The organism is Solwaraspora sp. WMMB335, from assembly GCF_049179075.1.
Lineage (GTDB): Bacteria > Actinomycetota > Actinomycetes > Mycobacteriales > Micromonosporaceae > Micromonospora_E.
Genome location: NZ_JBMHMF010000001.1, coordinates 2,363,009 through 2,382,414, shown reverse-complemented (window position 1 = coordinate 2,382,414; position 19,406 = coordinate 2,363,009). Strand labels below are relative to the sequence as shown.

Genomic DNA, 19,406 nt, shown 5'->3' with positions numbered 1-19,406 from the left:
GACCTGCCAGCGGCCAGGGAATGATTCGGGTCAGCGGACATTTGTCTCCGGGCTGCGGACAGCAGAAGTCCGAAGGAGGTCCGGCGCCGGTGGTTCGCCGGCGGCCAGGATCTCAACATCGGGTTCTCCCAGGTGGCCGGCATGATCCGGGGCCCGGTGAGGACTCCACGGCTGGTACAACGCCCGTCGCTGGGAAGCCGCGCAGATCCTAAAGTACGTCGCCCGACACTGGCACTGCCCGCCCGGGCAGTACGGTAGTTGCCGCTGACATCCGGCCGGTCCGCGCCCCGCTTCGGGGCGCGGACCGGCCCGTCTTCGAGGACGTGTTCTCGTGACCGATGAGGAGTTCTGGGCGTTGATCCGTTCGCTCGGCGGGGTGGCCGACGAGCGAACGGTGGCGCGCCTGTGCGGCGAGCTGGGTGACCTGGCGGCGGCGTTGCAGCAGCGCGTCGACGAGATGGTGCGGGCCCTGGACGGAAGCCGGCTCCAGGGCCTGCTGGTCGGCGATGTGTCGGATCCTCCGGGTGTCGAGCCGCTGCCCCTGACCGGTACGGCGCTGGAGAATCTGCTACTGGCGGTGGTCGCGGCCGGGCCCGACGTGTACGGGTCGGTCCGTGCGGACCCGGCCGTCGTGACGACGCGGCGGTGGTCCTTCAGCGAAGCCGACCGGCTGGGCCGAGTGTTCGAGGAGATCGCCGGGCCACCGGGCTGGTGCCGGCCGCTGGTGTTCGGAAGCGCAGGGCACTGGCTCTCCTACGCCGACGCCGTCCACGAGATCGCCACGGCGTTGGACGCCCGCGACGATTGGCGGTCGTGGTGGGCGGTTGCCGGCCGTGAGCGGCTGGACCTCGTCATTGAGCTCACCGACGATGACAGTGGCGCTGTGCGCACCGGCGGCCGTATCGTCCGGGCCGACTTCCGGTTTCCGCTCCAGCGGCTGTTGCACCGGCCGCCGGGTGTCACGGCCAGGCTGGCCGCCGAGGACGTCACCCGAATCATGCAGGCGGTCGCGGTGAAGCTCAGGCTGTCCGCGCCGCCCGCGACACCGTGGCCGGCGGTTGCCGAGCCGGAGGACCCGCGGAGCGCGGACCGGGCAGCCCGGCTGAAGGCACTACGCCGCAAGCACCGATGATCTTCGGCGCTCGGCCGATCCTGTTGACCGTGGTGGTGATCCGCGTCCGTGCGAAATCACCGTCCTCGGCGAGGAACGTTCAGCACCCGCTGGGACAGACGACCGAACCGGGAGCGCCACCGCAGCGGGTCTTCACCGCTCCTTTTCTCCTCACCGAGCGGAAGGACCTCCGTCGGCACCGGCGGATCAGATGCGAGAGTCAACCGCTGGACGATGCCGGCGGCGGTGACGAGCCCGAACCGGCTCGTCAGAGCGGTCAGGTCGTCGACGGTCCAGGCCGGCTCTCCCCTCGGCCTCGGCGAGCACCGTGTCGTACTGCGGCATATTCGGCGTGCCCCGCTCGCTCTGCGACGGCAGCCCTCACCGAGATTCTTGTTATCTGGATCACTATGCGAGACCGGATTGCCCGGAATGGATTGATTGATTCGGCTGGAGTGTCAGGGGGAGACCGTGGGGAGACCGTACGTCCCGAAACGGTGCGGGAGCCGGCGGCACGTGGGGGCATGCCACCGGCTCCTTCACCTGCTCAAACGGTCTTGACTGGCATCAGTCCGCAGAGCGCGGCATCGAAGATTTCATACTCTTAATCCGCGGGTTGTAGGTTCGAGTCCTACGCGGCGTACCAGACACCAAGGCCCCGACCGGCGGTTTCCGCCCGGTCGGGGCCTTTTGCCGTACGCCGTACCGCCGGCTGGGTGCTCGCCGGGCGCTCGGGAGCCGTTGGACCGGTCTGGCCGGGGCTGGACCGAGGGCACCGTCAGGGACGGTCTACCGGGTGGTGGTGGTTGGTTCGGCGGTGGCGGCCGGCGAGACGTCGGGGTGGGGCGGGTCGCAGGTGACGTACCCGTCGTAGGGATGGATCCAACCGTGGTCCGGGTGCGAAACGATCGTGCGGGCGCACCAGCGACAGACGTCGTGCGCCGTTGAAGCGCCTACCATGACAGGGCCGGCTTGTAGGTACGCGGTCGCCAGGGCGCGAATCGCGCGGCGGTGAGTAGAGCACGGCCACGACTCGCCGCAGCGGCAGTGCGCGCCAGTGTCTTCGAGGTCGTGTTCGCGGTAGAGGGCGTGGGCGGTGCGCCAGCGCTGGCCGTCGCGGCAGCCGGGCGGTGGTTTCGCCGGCGGATCGGTCAGGTCCCAGGGGAACTTCATAGACGGTAGTGCCAGGTCAGACCGGTGCGCTTGGTGGCGGCGGTGCCGGTGAGGCCAGGGGTACGTCGCGGGAGGCGCCCGTAGCGGAGGAAGACGCGCTCGGCTTCGATGCGGTCATAGCAAAGCCGGTTGGAACCGCAGGCGCTGCACTCGAGGAGATGCTTGTTCACGACCTGCTGCGCCCTGTTCAAGCGGTCCAGAGCCTCGGTGCTGAGGTAAGTCGCGGAGTTTAACATGAGTGGAGTCCAGTCAGCATCGTGTCCTCGGCGCTGCCCGCTGCTGTCCGTCCGACAACGGTCGAACCGGCTCCGCGCCAGCGCACGGGGGCGGCTGCACCGTCGGCCTGGGTCCCCGTTTCCGTAGCCATGATCAGAACCTCCTTCTAGCTGCGAGTCGTCCATGCCGGAACAGGCGTGGACCTTGTGGAATGAAGCAACCTCGGTGAGCCGGGGCGTGCCGGTTCGAAGGCCCATTCTTGGCCGGGTTCGCGGGACGTCGGGACGACGGCGCTCCGCCCTCGGACTGCCGCCGGGTTGACATGCGGAGCCGCGCTGGCATCTCGTCCGGTGGCGTCGGGACTTCCGTTGGCCCAGCAGCGGACGTTGAACGGCTTTTTGCCCGTCGCTACGGTGTGTCTACTGACAACTACGTTCGACCGTAGGAGGTGTGATGGGTGCCCGGCCGCGGATCACGCTCATGCAACGACTCATGACGGACCGGCGCCTGACGCGTGAGGAGACACTCAGGGCACTGGAGAAGCGAGCGCGAGTCCTGGGCGTTCGGGACTTCACGTTGAGCCTGCGGCAGCTTGACCGGTGGCTCGGTGGCGAGGTGAGGACAGCGCCACGGCCGAGTACCTGTCGGGTCGTGGAGGCAGAGTTCGGATACGCCGTCGATCAGCTTCTGACAGCCGAACAAGACCCTCCGCACAGGGCACATCTTCAAGCGGGCCGCGACATCGCTCCCGGGGCGGTGGACGACGCCGCTCGAGGCTCGGCGAAGTTCGCGCTCTGGGCCGACTCGACCCGACTTGGGGAGCTGTCGCTGGCCTCGTTGCGAGCCCGGCTGACGGCGCTGACGCACGCGTATGTCTACTCACCACTGACACCGGTCTTCGCTGATCTGGTTGATCTCCGCGATGATCTCTTCACCCTGATCCGGAACCATCCGGACCCGGTCCGGCTGCGGGAGACCTATCTGCTCGCGGGGACCACGTGCGCGGTCCTCGCCTACGCCTCGGGGGACCTCGGCGCGCCGCAAGCTGCCATGATCCAGACGCAGGCTGCGCTCGCCTGCGCTGAACGCGCGGACAGTCCTACGCTGACCGCGTGGGTCCTGGGCAACCAGGCGATGACCCAAGAGTGGTACGGCGCGGCCGGGCAAGGTGTCCGATTGGCAGGGCAGGCCACCGTTCACGCCCGCCGGGCGCCGGTGCCCGGTACCGTGCTGGTACGGCTGGCGAGCATTGAGGCGCGCGCGCACGCCAGCTTGGGGAACGCACCGGCGGCCAGAGAAGCCCTCAACCGGGCTCGCGCGGCCCGTGACCTCAGCGCCGATCACTACGCTGGTCAGCGAGACGAGTTCGACGACATAGGCGGGATTTTGCAGTTCACCCCGGCCAAGCAGAGCTTCTACGCCGGCTCGGTTTTCCTGCGTCTCGGCGACGCCGCTGCCGCTCACGACGCGTCGCTGGCCGCTATCGCCGCATACGCCAGCGGCCCGGCTGACCAGCGGTCCTACGGCGATGAAACCCTCGCCTGGGTCGACGTCGCCGCCGCACGCGTCGCCGACCCGCTGCGCGACCTGGACGGCGCCGCCGAAGCCCTCGCCGTGGTGCATGCCCAGCCCTCGACGATGCGTATCCCGGCCCTCGTGCAGCCCTTGACCGTGCTCAAGCGTGAACTCGCAACGGCGCGCTACCAGAACGCGCGACTCGCGCACCAGATGCGTGGCACTATCGACGACCTGGTCGAGCAGTGCCGCCGGCACTCAGCTAACGAGATCAGCACGTGAGCCCTGGTGCGGATCGCCACAGGCGACCGGAAAACCTCCAAGCGGCCCTGGACGCAGCCTGCCTCCGTGCCGGTTACCCGTCGGGCGCGCGACTGATCCGCCACTTCGCCAATGCCGTGTATCTCCTCGACGCCGTGCCAGTCGTCGCCCGAATCGGGTACGGGCCTGGAGTAGTTGACAAGGCGCGCACTGCCATCAACGTGACCCGCTGGCTGCTCGACCAGGGCTTCCCGGCGACCGCCCCCACGGACCTGCCCAGCGGGGAGGCCCAACCACTGATTCTCGGCCCAGCCGACGCTCCGACAGTTGTCAGCTTCTGGCGCTACTACGCGCAGCCCGAGCACACCGGCTGGCCTGACACAAGAATCCTCGGCCGGCTCGCGGCTGCACTGCACCAGGTTCCTGACAACCCGCCGTCGCTGCCGCAGTACCAGCCCCTTCGTACGCTCACGTCGACCGTTCAGGCACCCGCCGCCCGTCAGGCCCTGACTGACGACGAACACACGTGGCTCACCCGCCGCATCAAGGAACTCCGCGACGAGTATCACGGCCTGCAGTTCCCTCTCGGGCACGGACTCATCCACGCCGACCTGTACACGGGAAACCTGCTCTGGAACGCCGGCCCGCACCGGGCCGTCCTTGGCGACTGGGACTCCGTCAGCATCGGCCCACTCGAAATCGACCTCATCCCCACCTATGCGGAGACCCGCTTCGGCGTCGACCCGGCCACCGTCGACGCCTTCGCTCACGCCTACGGTCATGACCTGCGACACTGGCCCGGCTACGACACCCTCTACAACATCCGGGAGCTCAGCACCCTTACCGCGTTGATCCGGCTCGCTCCGGGCAACCCCAGGCTCAGAGGCGAGCTCGCTCACCGCTTGAACACTTTGTCCCGGGCCGACCGTTCTACTAGGTGGCAGGGGCAGTAGACCCGTAGGTATGGCGCTGTCCCGACAGGCGTGCGTCGTCGTCACGGCAACCGCTTCTCCGTATCATTCACTCAGAGTAACTAGTTTGACACCTGGTTGCCGCCCCTGGATCATCGTTCATTGGCGAACGTAAGTAGACCGGCGGGCGGGATGTTTGCTACCACAGCCGTGTTGGTCGCACTGCGGTCGGCGCCGGCCAGGCTACCTCTGGGGAGAACCTGTGCATTCCACTCAACCGAGATTGCTGTTCGCATTCGCTCCTACCCGTGATACCCACGACCGCTTCTTCAACTGTTACCCGAGCAGCCTGCTCCACGCAATTGCACCCCTCGTGCACTCGGTGGACAACGGTCAGATCGACATCTCCTACTGCGACCGTATCTACCATCCGAAGGTGTTCACGGAGGAAGCGGCGTTGCTGTGGCGAGCGATGCTCGACCGCGAGCGGCCGACTCACCTCGCCATCAGCTCAACATATGACTCCTGGCACGTCGCTCTGCTTCTCGGGCGAGTCGCACGAGAGATCCTCCCTAATGTGATCATCATTCAGGGGGGTCCGCATCTGGATGAGGTACTCGAGCCGTTCGTGCTTCGCCGCACACCTGAACTGCACCCGCTGGACGGGGATGCCGGCAGCGCAGTGGACTTCGCGGTAGGTGGCGACGGCGAATACATCCTGCGCTGGTTGGTGGAGGCAACCATTGGAGCCGAGAATGCCGCCGAGGCGACTGCGCGGGTGCATTCCCGTCGGGACGAGACTTCACGTTTGCCGGGCGCGGCCAATCTAGTCTACGTATTCGACGGAGACCGGCGAGCGGTTCGTTTCCGGAACCCGCTTCCCTTGGACGATCTTCCCTTCGTGCCGCGACATCTGCTACCGGTGGAGGATCTGTACGACTTTGACTGCTTCAGGGATGCCGGCGGGCATCGGAAACCTACCGTCACGATGATCACACACCGGGGTTGCCGAGCCCGGTGCAACTTCTGCTCCGAAGGACTGCCCTACCAGTCTCGCTCCCACTCCCACATCCTTGCCGAAGCACAAGAACTAGCAAGTTCTGGCGTTCGTGCCGTATTCCTCGACGACAGCACCGTTCAGGATGACCCTGCCTTCGCCGAACTGTTGAAAGGATTTCATGGCCTCGGCTTGGAGGTCGGCGCCTTGACGCGATTCGACCAGGTCCAGGACCTAAAAGAGTTGGCGCGGATGCGGGACTTTGGCCTAGTGTACCTGTACGCCTCGATCGAGCAGTACTCGAACCATAGCCTGGATCTGATGCACAAAAAACTCCGGACCGAGCAGATCGACTCAGGCATACGGAACTGCAACGATTCAGGCATCCGACTGGGGGTGTCGTTGCTGTTCGGCCTGCCATACGAGACGCCGCAATCAGTTGAAGCTACGCTCGACTATGCAACACGTCTCCGTGAACAGGAACTTGTCGAGTACGTCAGCATGAGCATGTACTCCTATCACCCACGGACTCCACTGGGTCAGATGCGCAGAGAGTTGCTCGCCGGATTCGACTTCAATCACGAACCGCCCAACCTGCGACACCCATACACTTCATTCGAGGAGGGATCCTGGTACCACCCCGACCATGTGACCGACGAATACGCCGACTCAATCTGGCTGCGCGCCAAGTCCGGATTCGGAGATCGACTCGTCCGGCAGCTCGCCAAGCACCGCGGTTCCGTTCCCGAGGATCGGTAACTGAATGACCGCCGAGACTGTCAGTGCCAAGATCAGGGCGGCTACCGCCGCCCACTTTGGCGACGGAATGCTGATCAGGGTAATGCCTGGCGGCAGCGCCAACATGTCTGTCCGTGTCGCATCCCAGGGAAGCCCCGATCTGATGCTCCGGATCTATCTCCAGCGAGACCTCGATCGCTTTTCATGTGAGCTGGAGACACTGATTCGGCTTGCCCGGATAGGTGCTCCTACTCCAAGGCCGGAGTCCTGGGGGCTCGCCTGCCCGGTCTTCGGCACCCCGTTTCTCATATACCAACTGTTACCCGGCGAAGATCTGGGTGCGGCGGCTCGGCACCTGGACGCATCGACAATCGCTGCAGCCATTACGCCCCTTATGGATACCACGATCCGCCACATCTCGGCGCTACCGGTATTGTCCCACGGTTACCTGCACACCGCCGATGGGGAGATAGGCGGGGCCGGTAGCCAGACTCATCACCAGGTTGATGAGTACGCCGCCGTAATCGGTCGAGAGCGGCTCGCCGATCCTTCATTGCTGGCAGCGGCCGTCGAACTTGCGGTCCAGAACATGCACCTCGTCAGCACCGACAGACCGAATCTGGTGCACTCTGACCTCAAGCCTGGCAACATCATCATTGGTCCCCGAGGTGCGTCAATCATCGACTGGGAGCTGCCGATCGGCGGCCACCCCGTCCTGAACTACGGTGGCCTGCTCGCCGAAGGAATCATTGATCCAAATCTGCGCCAAGGGCTGCGGCTTCACCTGGACCAGCTCAGCCCAGACCTGAGACTCGCGGCCGTCACCGCAGGTATTCTGCGCTGCCTCGAAACGCTCAGCTACCTTCCGGCGAACCCGTCAGTGCAGAACGGTCGAAAGGTACGACCTGATGGCGACGATCTGGCTAATTCGATGCGGACACTTTTGGAGTGGGCGCCATGATCCCGTCGAAGGGAGTGTCGGTAGTCGTCGCCTCAATCCGGGATCCAGAAACCGTCACCGACAGCATCCAGGCGCTCGGCGTTTCTCTATCACAACTTCCGGGACCCGCTGAAATCGTGCTCGTCCGAGACAGCCCGCCTGGAACAGTACCCGCTGAGTGGATGTCGGCGGCGAAAGTCCATCCGGTCACGGTCATCTGGACCGGACGTCGTCGCGGGTCGTCCTTCGCCCGACGCCTCGGCGTCGACAACGCTGCCTACGACACTCTTCTTTTCACCGACGACGACGTTGTGGTCCCGCCCGATTGGGCAGCTCGGATGGCACTCGGCGTCGAGGAGCACGGAATTGTGACTGGTTTGATTCAGAGCAGAACCGAAGGGTTCTTTGAGAGATGCGACGAGCTCATTGATCACTACCGAACTGCTGCGCGTGCCGCCGACGGTACGGTCAAGTTTGTGTCGTTCCCAAATCTCGGAATCACTCGAACTGTCTTTGATAGCGTTAGTCTCGACCTGTCAGCGGGAAACCGGGTCGACGATATCGAACTCGCTTGCCGGCTCCGCCTGTCCGGGGCATTCCCGCAGTTGGTCGAAACGGCAGTTGCGGTACTCTACCCTTCTACCTACCGGTCCTTCATTGGTAGAAAGGTCCGCCACGGAATCGGAATGGGTCGGCTCCGCGGCCAACTCGGTGCCGCAGCGTGGGATCAGCTCGAGCTTGGTCAGGCGACTCACCTGCTTCGGCGGTGGATCGCGTTGTCGCGGCAGATAACCCCTTGTGCGGGGGTCGTCCGGCGTCTCCAGGTAACTTCAGCGAACATCGCGTACTGTTTTGCGTTCATGATCACGGCTGCGCTATTCCATAATGGGACGATCCTCGGTATTGCGCGGACGCGCGTCGGTAGGAGGATGTTCCGATGATTTTTCTTGCGAACATGTGGGATGGCCTTCTCGGGGAACGTGGGCTGGAGTTGCTTGCGGACTCCTTCGGCGGGGTGAGCGGCAACTGGCTCAGCCCTCCCCGCCAGATGTCCACGCCGCCTGCAGGCAGCCGTATACTTCTTTCTCCCTCCGTCATGGAATCAGCCGTCACACCGATGACGGCATTTGATCGAGGTGCCGACGTTGTCGGTTGGGTACTGTTTCCCGACCAGCTCCTCGGTTGGGACTGGCGACATCAGACCTACCGGCACATGATCACGCCAGTACTCCAAGACACCCTCCTGATCTGTCGAATACTCGCCGCAAACAGCGAGTACACGGCAGGCAACCTGCGACAGACAGGCGTCGACAGCGAGGTGTCGATCCTGCCGCTTGGCGTGGATATCAACGGCATCCGAGCAGCCAGAGACGATCGCCGCGAAAAAGCCGGAGTCCATGTCTTGTGGGCGCACATGTGGCGCAGCCAGAAAAATCCGGACAAGGCCCTGCGGGTCGCGGCGGAAGTGTTGAAACGAGATCCGGGCCTTCGCGTCACGATCGGCAGGGCGGGGACCTGGCTCGACGACCAGCACAGTCCACCCGAGTTCAGGGAAGAGGTCCTGACGCTAGCTCGCTCCTTGCAAGCGCAGGGCGGCGACAGAGTTCGCTTCGTGGAACACTTCGACTCGGCACGATCGTACTGGCAGCTGCTGTCGCAGGTGGACATCTCCTACAGCTGCTCTGCGGAGGAGAGCTTTGGAGTGGCCATGCTTGAGCACGCCGCAGCCGGGGCGGCTTGCGTTTGCCCCAGCGCCCTGTGCTATCCGGAAGTTCACAAGCACGCTCGTCTGGTGCCGCCCACCGAAACTGACATCGTGGATGCCATAGCCGAACTCGCCGCAGACCCCGCCCTGCTCACGCAGGCGCGGTCACGCAGCCTGGCGCACGCGGCAACCTATCCCATCGAAGCGACGGTGCGAGGGATCGTCCGGCTTTTCAACTGAACGATCCCCGCGCCCGATCGTCGATTGCCCTCTGGCTACACCGTCACCAGGGTGGTCAGTCCTGGTTCGCCAGCTTCCTCGGTGTCCAGCCAGGCGACCCGGCCGGCGGCGCACAGGTCATCCGAGACGCTGCCGAGCGCGACTAGCATCTCTGGCTCGGCGCGGACCAGGACCTTGGACACGTCGGCTCGCATGGACAGCTTCGCCTCCGACTTGGCCTTGCGGATCGCGGCGATGACCTGACTGGCAACGGTCAGCGCGGTGGAGTCGGCACCACCGACAGCCGCGCGCAGCTCGTCACCGTTGGGCCAGGCAGCCTGGTGAACAGTGCCCGTGCGCCACCACGACCACACTTCCTCGGCGACGAAGGGCAGGAACGGCGCGAACAGCCGCAGCAGCGTGGCCAGGGCGATGGTCAGTGCGGCGCGGGCAGACTCGGCTGGCTCGGAGCCACGTTCGCCGTACCCCCGGCTCTTGGCCAGCTCAAGGTAGTCGTCGCAGAACCGCCAAAAGAACTGCTCAGTGCGCTCCAATGCTCGGGCGTAGTCGTAGCTGTCCAACGCGGCAGTGGCTTCATCCACCACGCTGGCCAGCTCCGCGAGCATCGCCCGGTCCAAGGCCTCGGTCACAGTGGCGGATTCGGCCGGAGAACCCAGGCCGAGCACGAACCGGCTGGCGTTGAGAATCTTCATCGCCAGCCGGCGGCCGACCTTCATCTGCCCGGTATCAAATGCGGTGTCCGTACCCGGCCGGCCATTGACCGCCCAGTAGCGCGCCGCGTCGGATCCGTACTCCTCCAGCAGCGCCAACGGAGTGACGACGTTGCCCTTGGACTTCGACATCTTCTTGCGGTCCGGGTCCAGGACCCAGCCGGAGATCGCCGCGTGCGACCACGGCAGGCTGCCATGCTCCAGATGCGACCGCACGACGCTGGAGAACAGCCAGGTCCGGATGATCTCGTGCGCCTGAGGACGCAGATCCATCGGGAACACCCGCTGGAACAGGTCATCGTCGGTGCCCCACTTGCCGGCGATCTGCGGGGTCAGCGAGGACGTCGCCCAGGTGTCCATGACGTCCGGGTCCCCGACGAACCCTCCAGGCGTTCCCCGCTGCTCAGCTTGGTAGCCCGGCGGGGTGTCCACGCTCGGGTCCACCGGCAACGCCGCCTCATCGGGCAGGATCGGCTTGTCATAGACCGGCTCACCCTGCTCGTCGAGGGGGTACCACAGCGGAATCGGCACCCCGAAGAACCGCTGCCGGCTGACCAGCCAGTCCCCAGTCAGACCACCGACCCAACTCTCGTAGCGGGCTCGCATGTACTCCGGCTGCCAGGCCAGCTCCCGGCCCCGTCCCAACAGCTTTTCGCGCAGGTCGGTGTCGCGGCCTCCGTTGCGCAGGTACCACTGTCGGGTGGTGACGATCTCCAGCGGCTTGTCTCCGCGCTCGTAGAACTTCACCGGATGCGTGATCTTCTCCGGCTCGCCGGCCAAGTCCCCGGACGCGCGCAGCAGCTCCACCACCCGTTCCCGAGCAGTGTGCATGGTGGCCCCAACCAGTTGGGCGTAGGCAGCGCGTCCCTGCGGGTCGTTCAAGCCGGGCGGCGGGTCCGCCAGTATGCGACCGTCCCGGCCGATGATCGGCCGGGTGGCCAACTGCAGCTCGCGCCACCACAGGACGTCGGTCAGGTCGCCGAATGTGCAGATCATGGCGATGCCGGTGCCCTTGTCGGGAGCCGCGAGCCGGTGTGCGGTGACTGGAACCTCGACCCCGAACAGCGGCGAACGGACGGTCGTGCCGACCAGGTCGCGGTACCGCTCGTCATCCGGATGCGCCACCAGCGCCACGCACGCCGGCAGCAACTCCGGCCGGGTGGTCATGATGTAGACCGGGCTGCCGTCCGGCCGGTGGAATGCGACCCGATGGTGCGCGCCGGACCGCTCCCGATCCTCCAGCTCCGCCTGCGCGACCGCGGTCCGGTACGTGACGTCCCACAGCGTCGGCGCCTCGGATAGGTACGCCTCACCGCGCTTGACGTTCCTCAGAAACGCCCGCTGCGACACCCGTCGTGAGTCGGCGTTGATGGTCTGGTAGGTCATCTGCCAGTCGACCGACAGCCCCAGCCGCCGCCACAGCAACTCGAACACCTGCTCATCGGCGACCGTCAACCGCTCGCACAACTCGATGAAGTTGCGCCGAGACACCTGGATCTCCGACTTGCCCGGCTGCTCTGGAGGAGTGAAATCCGGGTCGTACGGCAGGGACGGGTCGCAGCGCACCCCGAAGAAGTTCTGGACCCGGCGCTCGGTGGGCAGGCCGTTGTCGTCCCAACCCATCGGGTAGAACACGGCCTTGCCCCGCATCCTCTGATACCGGGCGATGACGTCGGTGTGCGTATACGAGAAAACGTGACCGACGTGTAGCGACCCGCTCACCGTGGGCGGCGGCGTGTCGATGGAATACACCCCGTCCCGGTCGGCGGACCGGTCAAACCGGTATACGCCCTGCTCCTCCCAGCGACGCGCCCACTTGTCTTCCAGCCCGTTCAACGACGGTGCCGACGGCACGGCAGAGCCCGCAGAGGTGTCAGTCATAGCTGTTCATGCTACCGGTGGCTGTCGCACGCCTGGCAAAGGAGTTACCTTGCTCCGACCGTGACCGCGCAGGGTGAATAGTTGCTGTTCATGCCTCTTTGCCCTCTGTGCACCGCGCGCCGAGCGAGAATCTCTCGCCACCCGGGTTGCTACCTCGCCGGGTACGCCGCACTCGCCAGCGGCGACCACAGCGAAGCCGCCGACGGCTCAACCAGGCGCTCGCCATGCTCACCGGCACCAGCGTCAAGCAGCGCAGCGTTGTTCTCGCCGACCTGGCCACCGCGCATGGCGGTGACGGGGACCGCGCCGCCGACTACCTCAGCCAGGCCGTCGACGCCCTACACACCGACTGGTACGGCACCGGCCTCGACCGGGTCCGAGCCGTCCGTCCGACGCTCGTCGACAGCCGACACGGCGCCCTGCTCGACGAACGCGTCGCCGCTCTCACCGCCGGCCGGGCCGCGCTTTCGGGATAGTCAGCGAGCTGACTCGTTGTGCTTGCGGACGAGGTCGGGCAGCTCTGCCAGCGAGTCGAGCTGGAACAGGCAGCGGTCGATGATCGTCTGGTCGTCGAGGATGTGTCCCCACGGGCCGCGACGGATCAGGGCGGTCGCGATCCCCGCCTGCTGCGCCGGTCGGATGTCGTTGTCCAGCCGATCCCCGACATAGAGCACCTGGCTAGCCGGGCAACCTGCCTCGGTGACTATCCGGTCGAAGAACGCCGCGGAGGGCTTTTCCACGCCCCAGCCGTCCGAGGTGCCGATGATGTCCACCGGCAGGTCGAGGACCCGCAGGATTGTCTCCGCCCGCGCTGTCTGGTTACCGGCCAGGCCGACCTGTAGCCCTGACTCGCGCAGTGCCGCTAGACACGGCCGGGCGTCCGAGTACAGGTCCTCCTCGGTGAAGGATTCCGGCTGCCCCGCCGCCGTCCGGCGTTGCCGCTCCTCGGCCAGGTCGAACCCCGGCCGGAACACCTGGAAGGTCTCCCGGTAGTCGAGGCCGCGCGCGATCACCGCCCCGAAGACGGCGGAGAAGGTGTGGCGCGGTACGCCGAGCCAGTCCGCCCAGGTCCCGTACTCACGGGACTCGTCGACGATGGTCTCGCCCACATCGAAGAACACGCTCGCGATCACCCGGCGATTGTGCCCGGCGCGCCCAGCCGGATCAACGTGCCTCGCGAGTCGGACCAGCAACGCGGCGATAGGGTGCGGTACATGGGAGCCGGTGCTCGGCGGGCAAGTGAGTGGACGATCCACGACGAGCGGGTCATCGACGACACGAGGCGTGCCGTGCTGAGCGTCGCCGATGTTGAACTACCCGACGGCGTCCGGTTCGAGCAGTACGTACTCAGGGTGCCGTCCGCCGCGATGGTGATCGTTCTGGACGATGCCGACCGCGTGTTGATGATGTGGCGGCACCGGTTCATCATCGACCGGTGGGTCTGGGAGTTGCCGGGTGGCTATCTTGACCACGACGAGGACCCAGTCGTCTGTGCGGCGCGGGAGGTCGAGGAGGAGACCGGCTGGCGGCCCAGGACCATGGAGCCGCTGCTGGGCTTCCAGCCGATGGTCGGCACCATCGATCAGCAGAACATCATCTACCTGTCCCGAGGGGCCGAGCCCACGGGCGCCGCGCCTGACATCAACGAGACCGCGCGAATCGGCTGGGTCCCGCTGACGGAGGTAGAGCAACGAATCCACGCCGGGGAGATCGTCGGTGCGGGGTCTGTCGCCGGTCTGCTCGCTGTGCTGCTGGCCAAAGCGACAGGGCGACTTTAGGCGGTTTGGAGTAGCGGCCGTACGCGCGCGGAAAACTCCTGCACCGTCGGCAGCCCGGCGTACGGCGTGAGGCGGTCCGCGAGAGTGGCGAGGTAGGCGCGCGCCCGTTCGGATCTCAGATTCTCAGCGGCTTGTGCTGCCTGCACCCCCACCGCGCCGGCTTGCTCCGGCTCACCGGACTGCACGTGCGCAAGCCGGGTGAACGTCGCCGACGAATCGACGTCTCACATCTTGAGACAAGAGTTCGTGCGTGCCAAGATTTTTTCGCCTTTCCGGGCGGCATCTCCGTCCTGGCCAATGCGGATCCGAGTCGCCTGGTCCGGGGGAGTCCCGCTGAGTCCAGAGGGGCCGTGATCGGTGGCTGGCGATGGTGGTTGACAGGGTGCTGCTGGTGGAGCGTACTGGGACACGTGCGACCGTTCGGTGGTCTGCCTGCCGGGTTCGATCGGCTGGTCTGGTGGCGCTCCTTCGCCGGCGTCGTCGATCGTTGCGGGCCCGGATACGTGGGTAGGCCGTCGATGGTCATGAGCGACAGGGGGACCGTCATGAAGGATCTTCTCCCGGCTGGGTGAGCCGGTGGGTAGCCAGCGCCGTTGGTGGCTGACCGCGTCGGCGTTGCCCTGTCTCTGAACTGTGCTCGACCAGTCCCTGCCAGAACCGGCTGCGTGTCGGTTCGGCTACGTCGTCGCGCATGTCTTCCTGCACGTCTGCGTTGCCGCATGGTCGTCCCTGCTTCGGGACAGCTCGATCCTTGACATGTCCATAGTGGTGTTTGTGCTGCCTTGCCCTCGGTTTGGGGGGCGTTGCGCTGCTACCGCTGCCTGTCGGGTGTCGCTTGCCGCCTGGTGGGCGCGGTCTGCGGCTTTCATTCATCCGGTGCCGGCTCCGCTGGTGTCGGTGTCGTCTTCGACGAGGAGTTCTGTTGTTTTTCCCCATGTTTTCGACCGCTGCCGTTGCTGGTGGCGGTGACAGTTTCCGGCTTGACCCCCGTTCGGGGGTCGGGCTTGCCGTCCGGGTTGGGGTCGGTCTTGGACCGGTCCCCCGGACGGACCCCTGGTTCCGTCTTACACCGCAGGTCGGGCGGTCTGTCAGCGAGGGCTGGTTGTCCTGCGACAGACCTGTGCTGGTCTCGGGTCTCTCCCCCCCCCGGGGGGCTCGTATGCGTATCGGAGAGGAGGTGATGGTGGATGGATGATCCGGTTCTGCGGGTGCAGTCGCAGTTGACTGCCCGGGATCGGGTGTTGCTGGGCTGGCTCTACGACCACGGGGTGCTGACCTCGTTCCAGATCGCGGACGCCCTGTTCCCGTCGCTGGATTTCTGTCAGCGCCGGTTGCTGACGTTGTACCGGTTGCGGTTGGTGGGGCGGTTCCGGCCGCAGCGCGCCGACGGCGGCTCGTACCCGTATCACTACGTCATTGACCAGCTCGGCGCGGAGGTCGTGGCCGCTGGCCGTGATGAGCGGCCACCGCGTCGGGATCATGCCCGGGTGGAGCGGCGCCGGTGGACGTCGAGCCGCACCTTGGAGCACCGGCTCGGGGTGAACGGCTTTTTCACCGACCTGGCCGGCTACGCCCGCACCCACCCTGAGGCCCGTCTCGGGCGGTGGTTGTCGGAGGCGGCGTGCCAACGCTCGGGGGCGTTCACCCGGCCGGAGGATCCGGGTCTGGTGCGCGCCTTTCAGCCTCGGGTACGCCCGGACGGCTACGGACTGTGGACGGTGCGGGGTGTCGGGGTGCCGTTCTTCGTCGAGTTCGACACCGGTGGTGAGCAGTTGTCGGTGCTGACCCGCAAGCTGGCCGGCTACGAGGAGTTGTTCGGCAGGCTGGGCCGGGTGTGGCCGGTGCTGTTCTGGCTGCACTCCGCAGCCCGGGAACGTAACCTGCGCCTGCTGTTGGCCGATACGCCGCCGCTGGTGCCGGTCGCCACCGGAGCCCGTGACCACGCCACCAGGGCGGGCCTGAGCCCCGCCGGGGCGGTGTGGGCCGTGGCCGGCGGCGACGGACCACGACAGACGCTCGCCGACCTGGCGGTGTGGGTCGTCGACGACCGTCACCTGGCCGAGGAGGCGGCGGCGTGACCGTTGACAGATCACCGACCGCCGTCGTTGTCCGTTGCCCGTACGGCGCCGCAGCGGGGTGGTCCTCCCGCCGGTCTGTCAGCGCCGCACCGGAGGCGGCTGACAGACCGGTGACAGAACCAGCCAGCCCCGAAAGTGCGAGGGCAGAGGTATCGTCCCGGCCCGCGCCGGGCCGGTCCGCGACCCCCAGATGGTCCGGTCCGCTCACGGTCCTGGGCCAGCGGGCCGGGCCCACCTGGCTACCCGTCCGGTCCGTACGGCCGGGTGGCCCGGGGGCGGCGCGTGTGGCCTGGTCCGGGGAGGTGGCCTGTCGCGACCGCATCAGGTGACCCGGACGCCAGCTCGGGACGTAGCCGGGTCGAGGGCTACGTCCAGGTCGTGATCATGCTCGCTATCGGCGGGGCGGCTGGCGCGGCCAGCTTCACCCACGTCCGCGATGTCGCCGCCGCGCACGGTCAGCCCGGCTGGCTCGCCTGGGCGGACGCGATCGTGCTGGAGTTGATGTCCATCGCCTCCGGACTGGAACTCCGCCGCCGTAAACGGGCCGGCGTGTCGACGGTGTTCCCGGCGACGGTGCTGGCCTGCGCGGTGACGTTGTCGCTCGCGGCGCAGGTCGTGGAGGCCGAGCCGTCACCGATCGGCTGGATCGCCGCGGCCGTGCCCGCGCTCGGCTTCCTCGTCATGGTCAAGATCGCTCTCGGCTACGCCGACACCACACCCCAATCCGTACCCACGCAAGCGGGCGCCGCCGCGCCGACCGTCCAGCAGGGGGACCAGTCCACCGCCAACCCGGCCCGCCCGGGCGGGGACCGCGAAAGCCGGTCCACCCCACCGGAGGACGCGGACGAAACACTGTATGCGCCGACCGTCCACACCATCAACAGCCACCACGATCACGACGAGCCGGACCGTCCCGGTCCTGGTGGACCGGTCCACCGACGCCAGCCATCAGGGCGCGGACCGTCCACCCACCCCACCGACGAGTTACTCACCGCCGCCATACACGCCCACAACCAGCTCGCCACCGACGGCCAACCGCTGACCCGAGCGGCCCTGGCAGCCGCGCTGCGCTCCACCGGACACACCGTCTCCAACACCAGAGCCTCGCAGCTGCTGAAGATCCTCAAAGCCGAACAACCATCGGCGGCGTCGTCTCACCGCCAGGCCATCGGGGGACCGGCCAGTGACAGCACACCACCACCAACCCCGACACCCACCGCTTCTACACCCGCCACCGCATCCGCGTCGCAACAGCTTCCACCGCAGTCAGGAGACCCCACACCGTGAACCCCAACACCACCTCGACCCGCGACACCCGACCGACCAACCCGAACCGGCCAGCAGGCACGGCGTGGACCGCCGAACGGATCCGCGCGCTCGGCGCCGCCACCACCCTGCCCACCGCCGCAGCCGTACTCGGCATCAGCCGATCCCAGGCCTACCGCCTGGCCGCCGCCGACACCTTCCCCACACCGGTGATCCGGGCCGGCACCCGCATCATCGTCCCGGTCGCAGGCCTTCTACGACTCCTCCTGCTCGACACCACCCCCGACGACGGCCGGCGACTTGATCCCGCGCCCGAGCCGAGCGTGGATGCAACGACCCCGCCACCAGCGGACTACCACCACCATCACCGCTGGCGGCGCCACCCCGAGCATCCAGGAGACGACGAGTGAAGGGATCCACCTTCAAACGCTGCGGCTGCCGCGACACCTCGACGGGCCGGCGACTAGGACGCTCCTGCCCCCAGCTTCGCCGGCCCGGCGGCGGCTGGTCCCGCAACCACGGCCACTGGCACTGGCAGATCGAAATCCCCGCCCGCGCCGACGGCACCCGCCGCCCGCTCCGCCACGGCCCCTACACCAACCAGACCGACGCCGACGCCGTCCTGGACCGCATCCGAGCCGCGCTCGCCGTCCCCGACCCCACCGACCCCCACACCACCGTCAAGACCGGCGACCTCATCGAAACCGCCGTCAAGACCGGCGCACCCATCCCCACCCCAGACCAGATCCGCCGAGCGCTGCATCTCGACATCACCCCCACCGAACTGCCCACCATGGCCGACTACCTCACCGACTGGCTCGCCGGACGCAAGAACATCAAGAAAGGCACCCTGCGCTCGTACGAAGGCCACATCCGGCTGTACCTCATCCCGTACCTCGGCCACCTGCGCATCGACCGACTCCGCCCCGGCCACATCGACGCCATGCACGACGCCATCGACGAAAGCAACACCACCATCGCCACCCTTCGCGCCAGCCGCGACCCCGCCAACCGCGACCAGGTCAAAAACCAGCGCATCGTCGGCCCAGCCACACAGCACCGCATCCACGCCACCCTGCGCAAGGCCCTCAACGACGCGATGCGCCGCCACCGCTACATCGACACCAACCCCGCCCTCATGGTCGAACTACCCCCAGCACGGCCACCGAAGCCGACCATCTGGACCGACCAACGCGTCAAGACCTGGCGCGACACCGGCAAAATCCCCAGCCCCGTCATGATCTGGACCCCCGAACACACCGGACGCTTCCTCGACCACACCCACGACGCCAACAACCGGCTCTACGCCCTCTACCACCTCATCACCTTCACCGGCCTACGCCGAGGCGAAGCCTGCGGCCTGCACTGGGACGACCTCGACCTCGACGCAGCCACCCTCACCGTCCGCTGGCAACTCGTCCAACACGGCTGGGCCACCGCCATCGACACCCCCAAAACCACCGACAGCGAAGCCACCATCGCCCTCGACGCCGAAACCGTCGCAGTCCTGCGCGCCCACCGCGCACGCCACCACCGCGAACGCCTCGCCGCCGGAGCCGCCTGGACCAAGACCGGACTGGTGTTCACCACCCCCACCGGCGACCGGCTACACCCCGCCGACGTCACCGACCACTTCCACCACCTCGCCACCCAAGCCGGACTACCACCCATCCGGCTCCACGACCTTCGCCACGGCGCCGCCACCATGGGCCTCGCCGCCGGCGTCCAGATGAAGGTCATCTCCAACCGGCTCCGCCACTCCAGCCCACACTTCACCGCCAAGTTCTACGGCGACGTCCTACCCGAGCTGTCTCACGCTGCCGCCGAAGCCACCGCCGCTCTCGTCCCACGACGTCCCGCTAGCGGAGCGCAGTCGGCATAGCGCC

At 66.8% G+C, this 19,406-nt stretch carries 16 protein-coding genes; 13 read left to right on the top strand and 3 right to left on the bottom strand.

The features are described 5' to 3' along the window. The first annotated feature begins 331 nt into the window (after positions 1–331). Positions 332–1,132: a hypothetical protein gene (locus tag ACN27F_RS10000; RefSeq protein WP_421432794.1), complete on the top strand. Its 801-nt coding sequence runs from the start codon at positions 332–334 to the stop codon at positions 1,130–1,132. Positions 1,133–1,900: 768 nt separating this feature from the next. Here ACN27F_RS10000 and ACN27F_RS09995 read toward each other — a convergent pair. Further along, entirely contained in the window at positions 1,901–2,284 is a 384-nt protein-coding gene (locus ACN27F_RS09995) for a hypothetical protein (protein WP_421432792.1), read from the bottom strand. Positions 2,285–3,151: 867 nt separating this feature from the next. On the opposite strand from ACN27F_RS09995, the gene ACN27F_RS09990 reads away from it, so the two are divergent. The 6 genes from ACN27F_RS09990 (at position 3,152) to ACN27F_RS09965 (ending at position 9,807) form a co-directional block, all read left to right on the top strand. Next, positions 3,152–4,297 (top strand): hypothetical protein, encoded by a 1,146-nt coding sequence (locus ACN27F_RS09990; protein WP_421432790.1) that lies wholly within the window; start codon positions 3,152–3,154, stop codon positions 4,295–4,297. Continuing rightward, the gene (locus ACN27F_RS09985) at positions 4,294–5,229 is read left to right on the top strand and encodes a phosphotransferase (RefSeq protein ID WP_421432787.1); all 936 of its coding nucleotides are present in this window, start codon (positions 4,294–4,296) and stop codon (positions 5,227–5,229) included. Before ACN27F_RS09990 ends, ACN27F_RS09985 begins: the two co-directional genes overlap by 4 nt. 220 nt (positions 5,230–5,449) lie before the next feature. Beyond that, positions 5,450–6,943 (top strand): B12-binding domain-containing radical SAM protein, encoded by a 1,494-nt coding sequence (locus ACN27F_RS09980; protein ID WP_421432784.1) that lies wholly within the window; start codon positions 5,450–5,452, stop codon positions 6,941–6,943. Positions 6,944–6,947: 4 nt separating this feature from the next. After that, entirely contained in the window at positions 6,948–7,883 is a 936-nt protein-coding gene (locus ACN27F_RS09975; RefSeq protein WP_421432781.1) for a phosphotransferase family protein, read from the top strand. Then, positions 7,880–8,803, top strand: coding sequence for a glycosyltransferase family 2 protein (locus ACN27F_RS09970; RefSeq protein WP_421440084.1), 924 nt, complete (start codon positions 7,880–7,882; stop codon positions 8,801–8,803). The genes ACN27F_RS09975 and ACN27F_RS09970 overlap by 4 nt, the downstream gene beginning before the upstream one ends. Next, positions 8,800–9,807, top strand: a complete 1,008-nt coding sequence (locus ACN27F_RS09965) for a glycosyltransferase family 4 protein (RefSeq protein WP_421432780.1) — start codon at positions 8,800–8,802, stop codon at positions 9,805–9,807. Before ACN27F_RS09970 ends, ACN27F_RS09965 begins: the two co-directional genes overlap by 4 nt. Positions 9,808–9,842: 35 nt before the next feature. Here the strand turns inward: ACN27F_RS09965 and valS are convergent, their stop codons facing one another. Beyond that, a complete protein-coding gene (valS, locus tag ACN27F_RS09960; RefSeq protein ID WP_421432777.1) occupies positions 9,843–12,398 on the bottom strand; it encodes a valine--tRNA ligase in 2,556 nt (851 codons plus the stop codon). 224 nt (positions 12,399–12,622) lie between these two features. On the opposite strand from valS, the gene ACN27F_RS09955 reads away from it, so the two are divergent. Beyond that, a complete protein-coding gene (locus ACN27F_RS09955; protein ID WP_421432774.1) occupies positions 12,623–12,874 on the top strand; it encodes a hypothetical protein in 252 nt (83 codons plus the stop codon). Here the strand turns inward: ACN27F_RS09955 and ACN27F_RS09950 are convergent, their stop codons facing one another. Then, a complete protein-coding gene (locus ACN27F_RS09950; protein WP_421432771.1) occupies positions 12,875–13,531 on the bottom strand; it encodes an HAD family hydrolase in 657 nt (218 codons plus the stop codon). Between the two features lie 81 nt (positions 13,532–13,612). Between ACN27F_RS09950 and ACN27F_RS09945 the strand changes: the two genes are divergently transcribed. The 5 genes from ACN27F_RS09945 to ACN27F_RS09925 all read left to right on the top strand — a co-directional run bounded on the left by ACN27F_RS09945 (position 13,613) and on the right by ACN27F_RS09925 (position 19,402). After that, entirely contained in the window at positions 13,613–14,176 is a 564-nt protein-coding gene (locus tag ACN27F_RS09945; RefSeq protein WP_421432769.1) for an NUDIX hydrolase, read from the top strand. A 1,187-nt stretch (positions 14,177–15,363) separates the two neighbouring features. Further along, positions 15,364–16,254, top strand: a complete 891-nt coding sequence (locus tag ACN27F_RS09940; protein WP_421432767.1) for a replication-relaxation family protein — start codon at positions 15,364–15,366, stop codon at positions 16,252–16,254. 384 nt (positions 16,255–16,638) lie between these two features. Continuing rightward, complete coding sequence (locus tag ACN27F_RS09935) at positions 16,639–17,541, top strand: DUF2637 domain-containing protein (protein ID WP_421440082.1); 903 nt, start codon at positions 16,639–16,641, stop codon at positions 17,539–17,541. After that, the gene (locus ACN27F_RS09930) at positions 17,538–17,930 is read left to right on the top strand and encodes a hypothetical protein (RefSeq protein ID WP_421432764.1); all 393 of its coding nucleotides are present in this window, start codon (positions 17,538–17,540) and stop codon (positions 17,928–17,930) included. The genes ACN27F_RS09935 and ACN27F_RS09930 overlap by 4 nt, the downstream gene beginning before the upstream one ends. Further along, positions 17,927–19,402, top strand: coding sequence for a tyrosine-type recombinase/integrase (locus ACN27F_RS09925; protein WP_421432761.1), 1,476 nt, complete (start codon positions 17,927–17,929; stop codon positions 19,400–19,402). The genes ACN27F_RS09930 and ACN27F_RS09925 overlap by 4 nt, the downstream gene beginning before the upstream one ends. Positions 19,403–19,406: the final 4 nt, after the last annotated feature.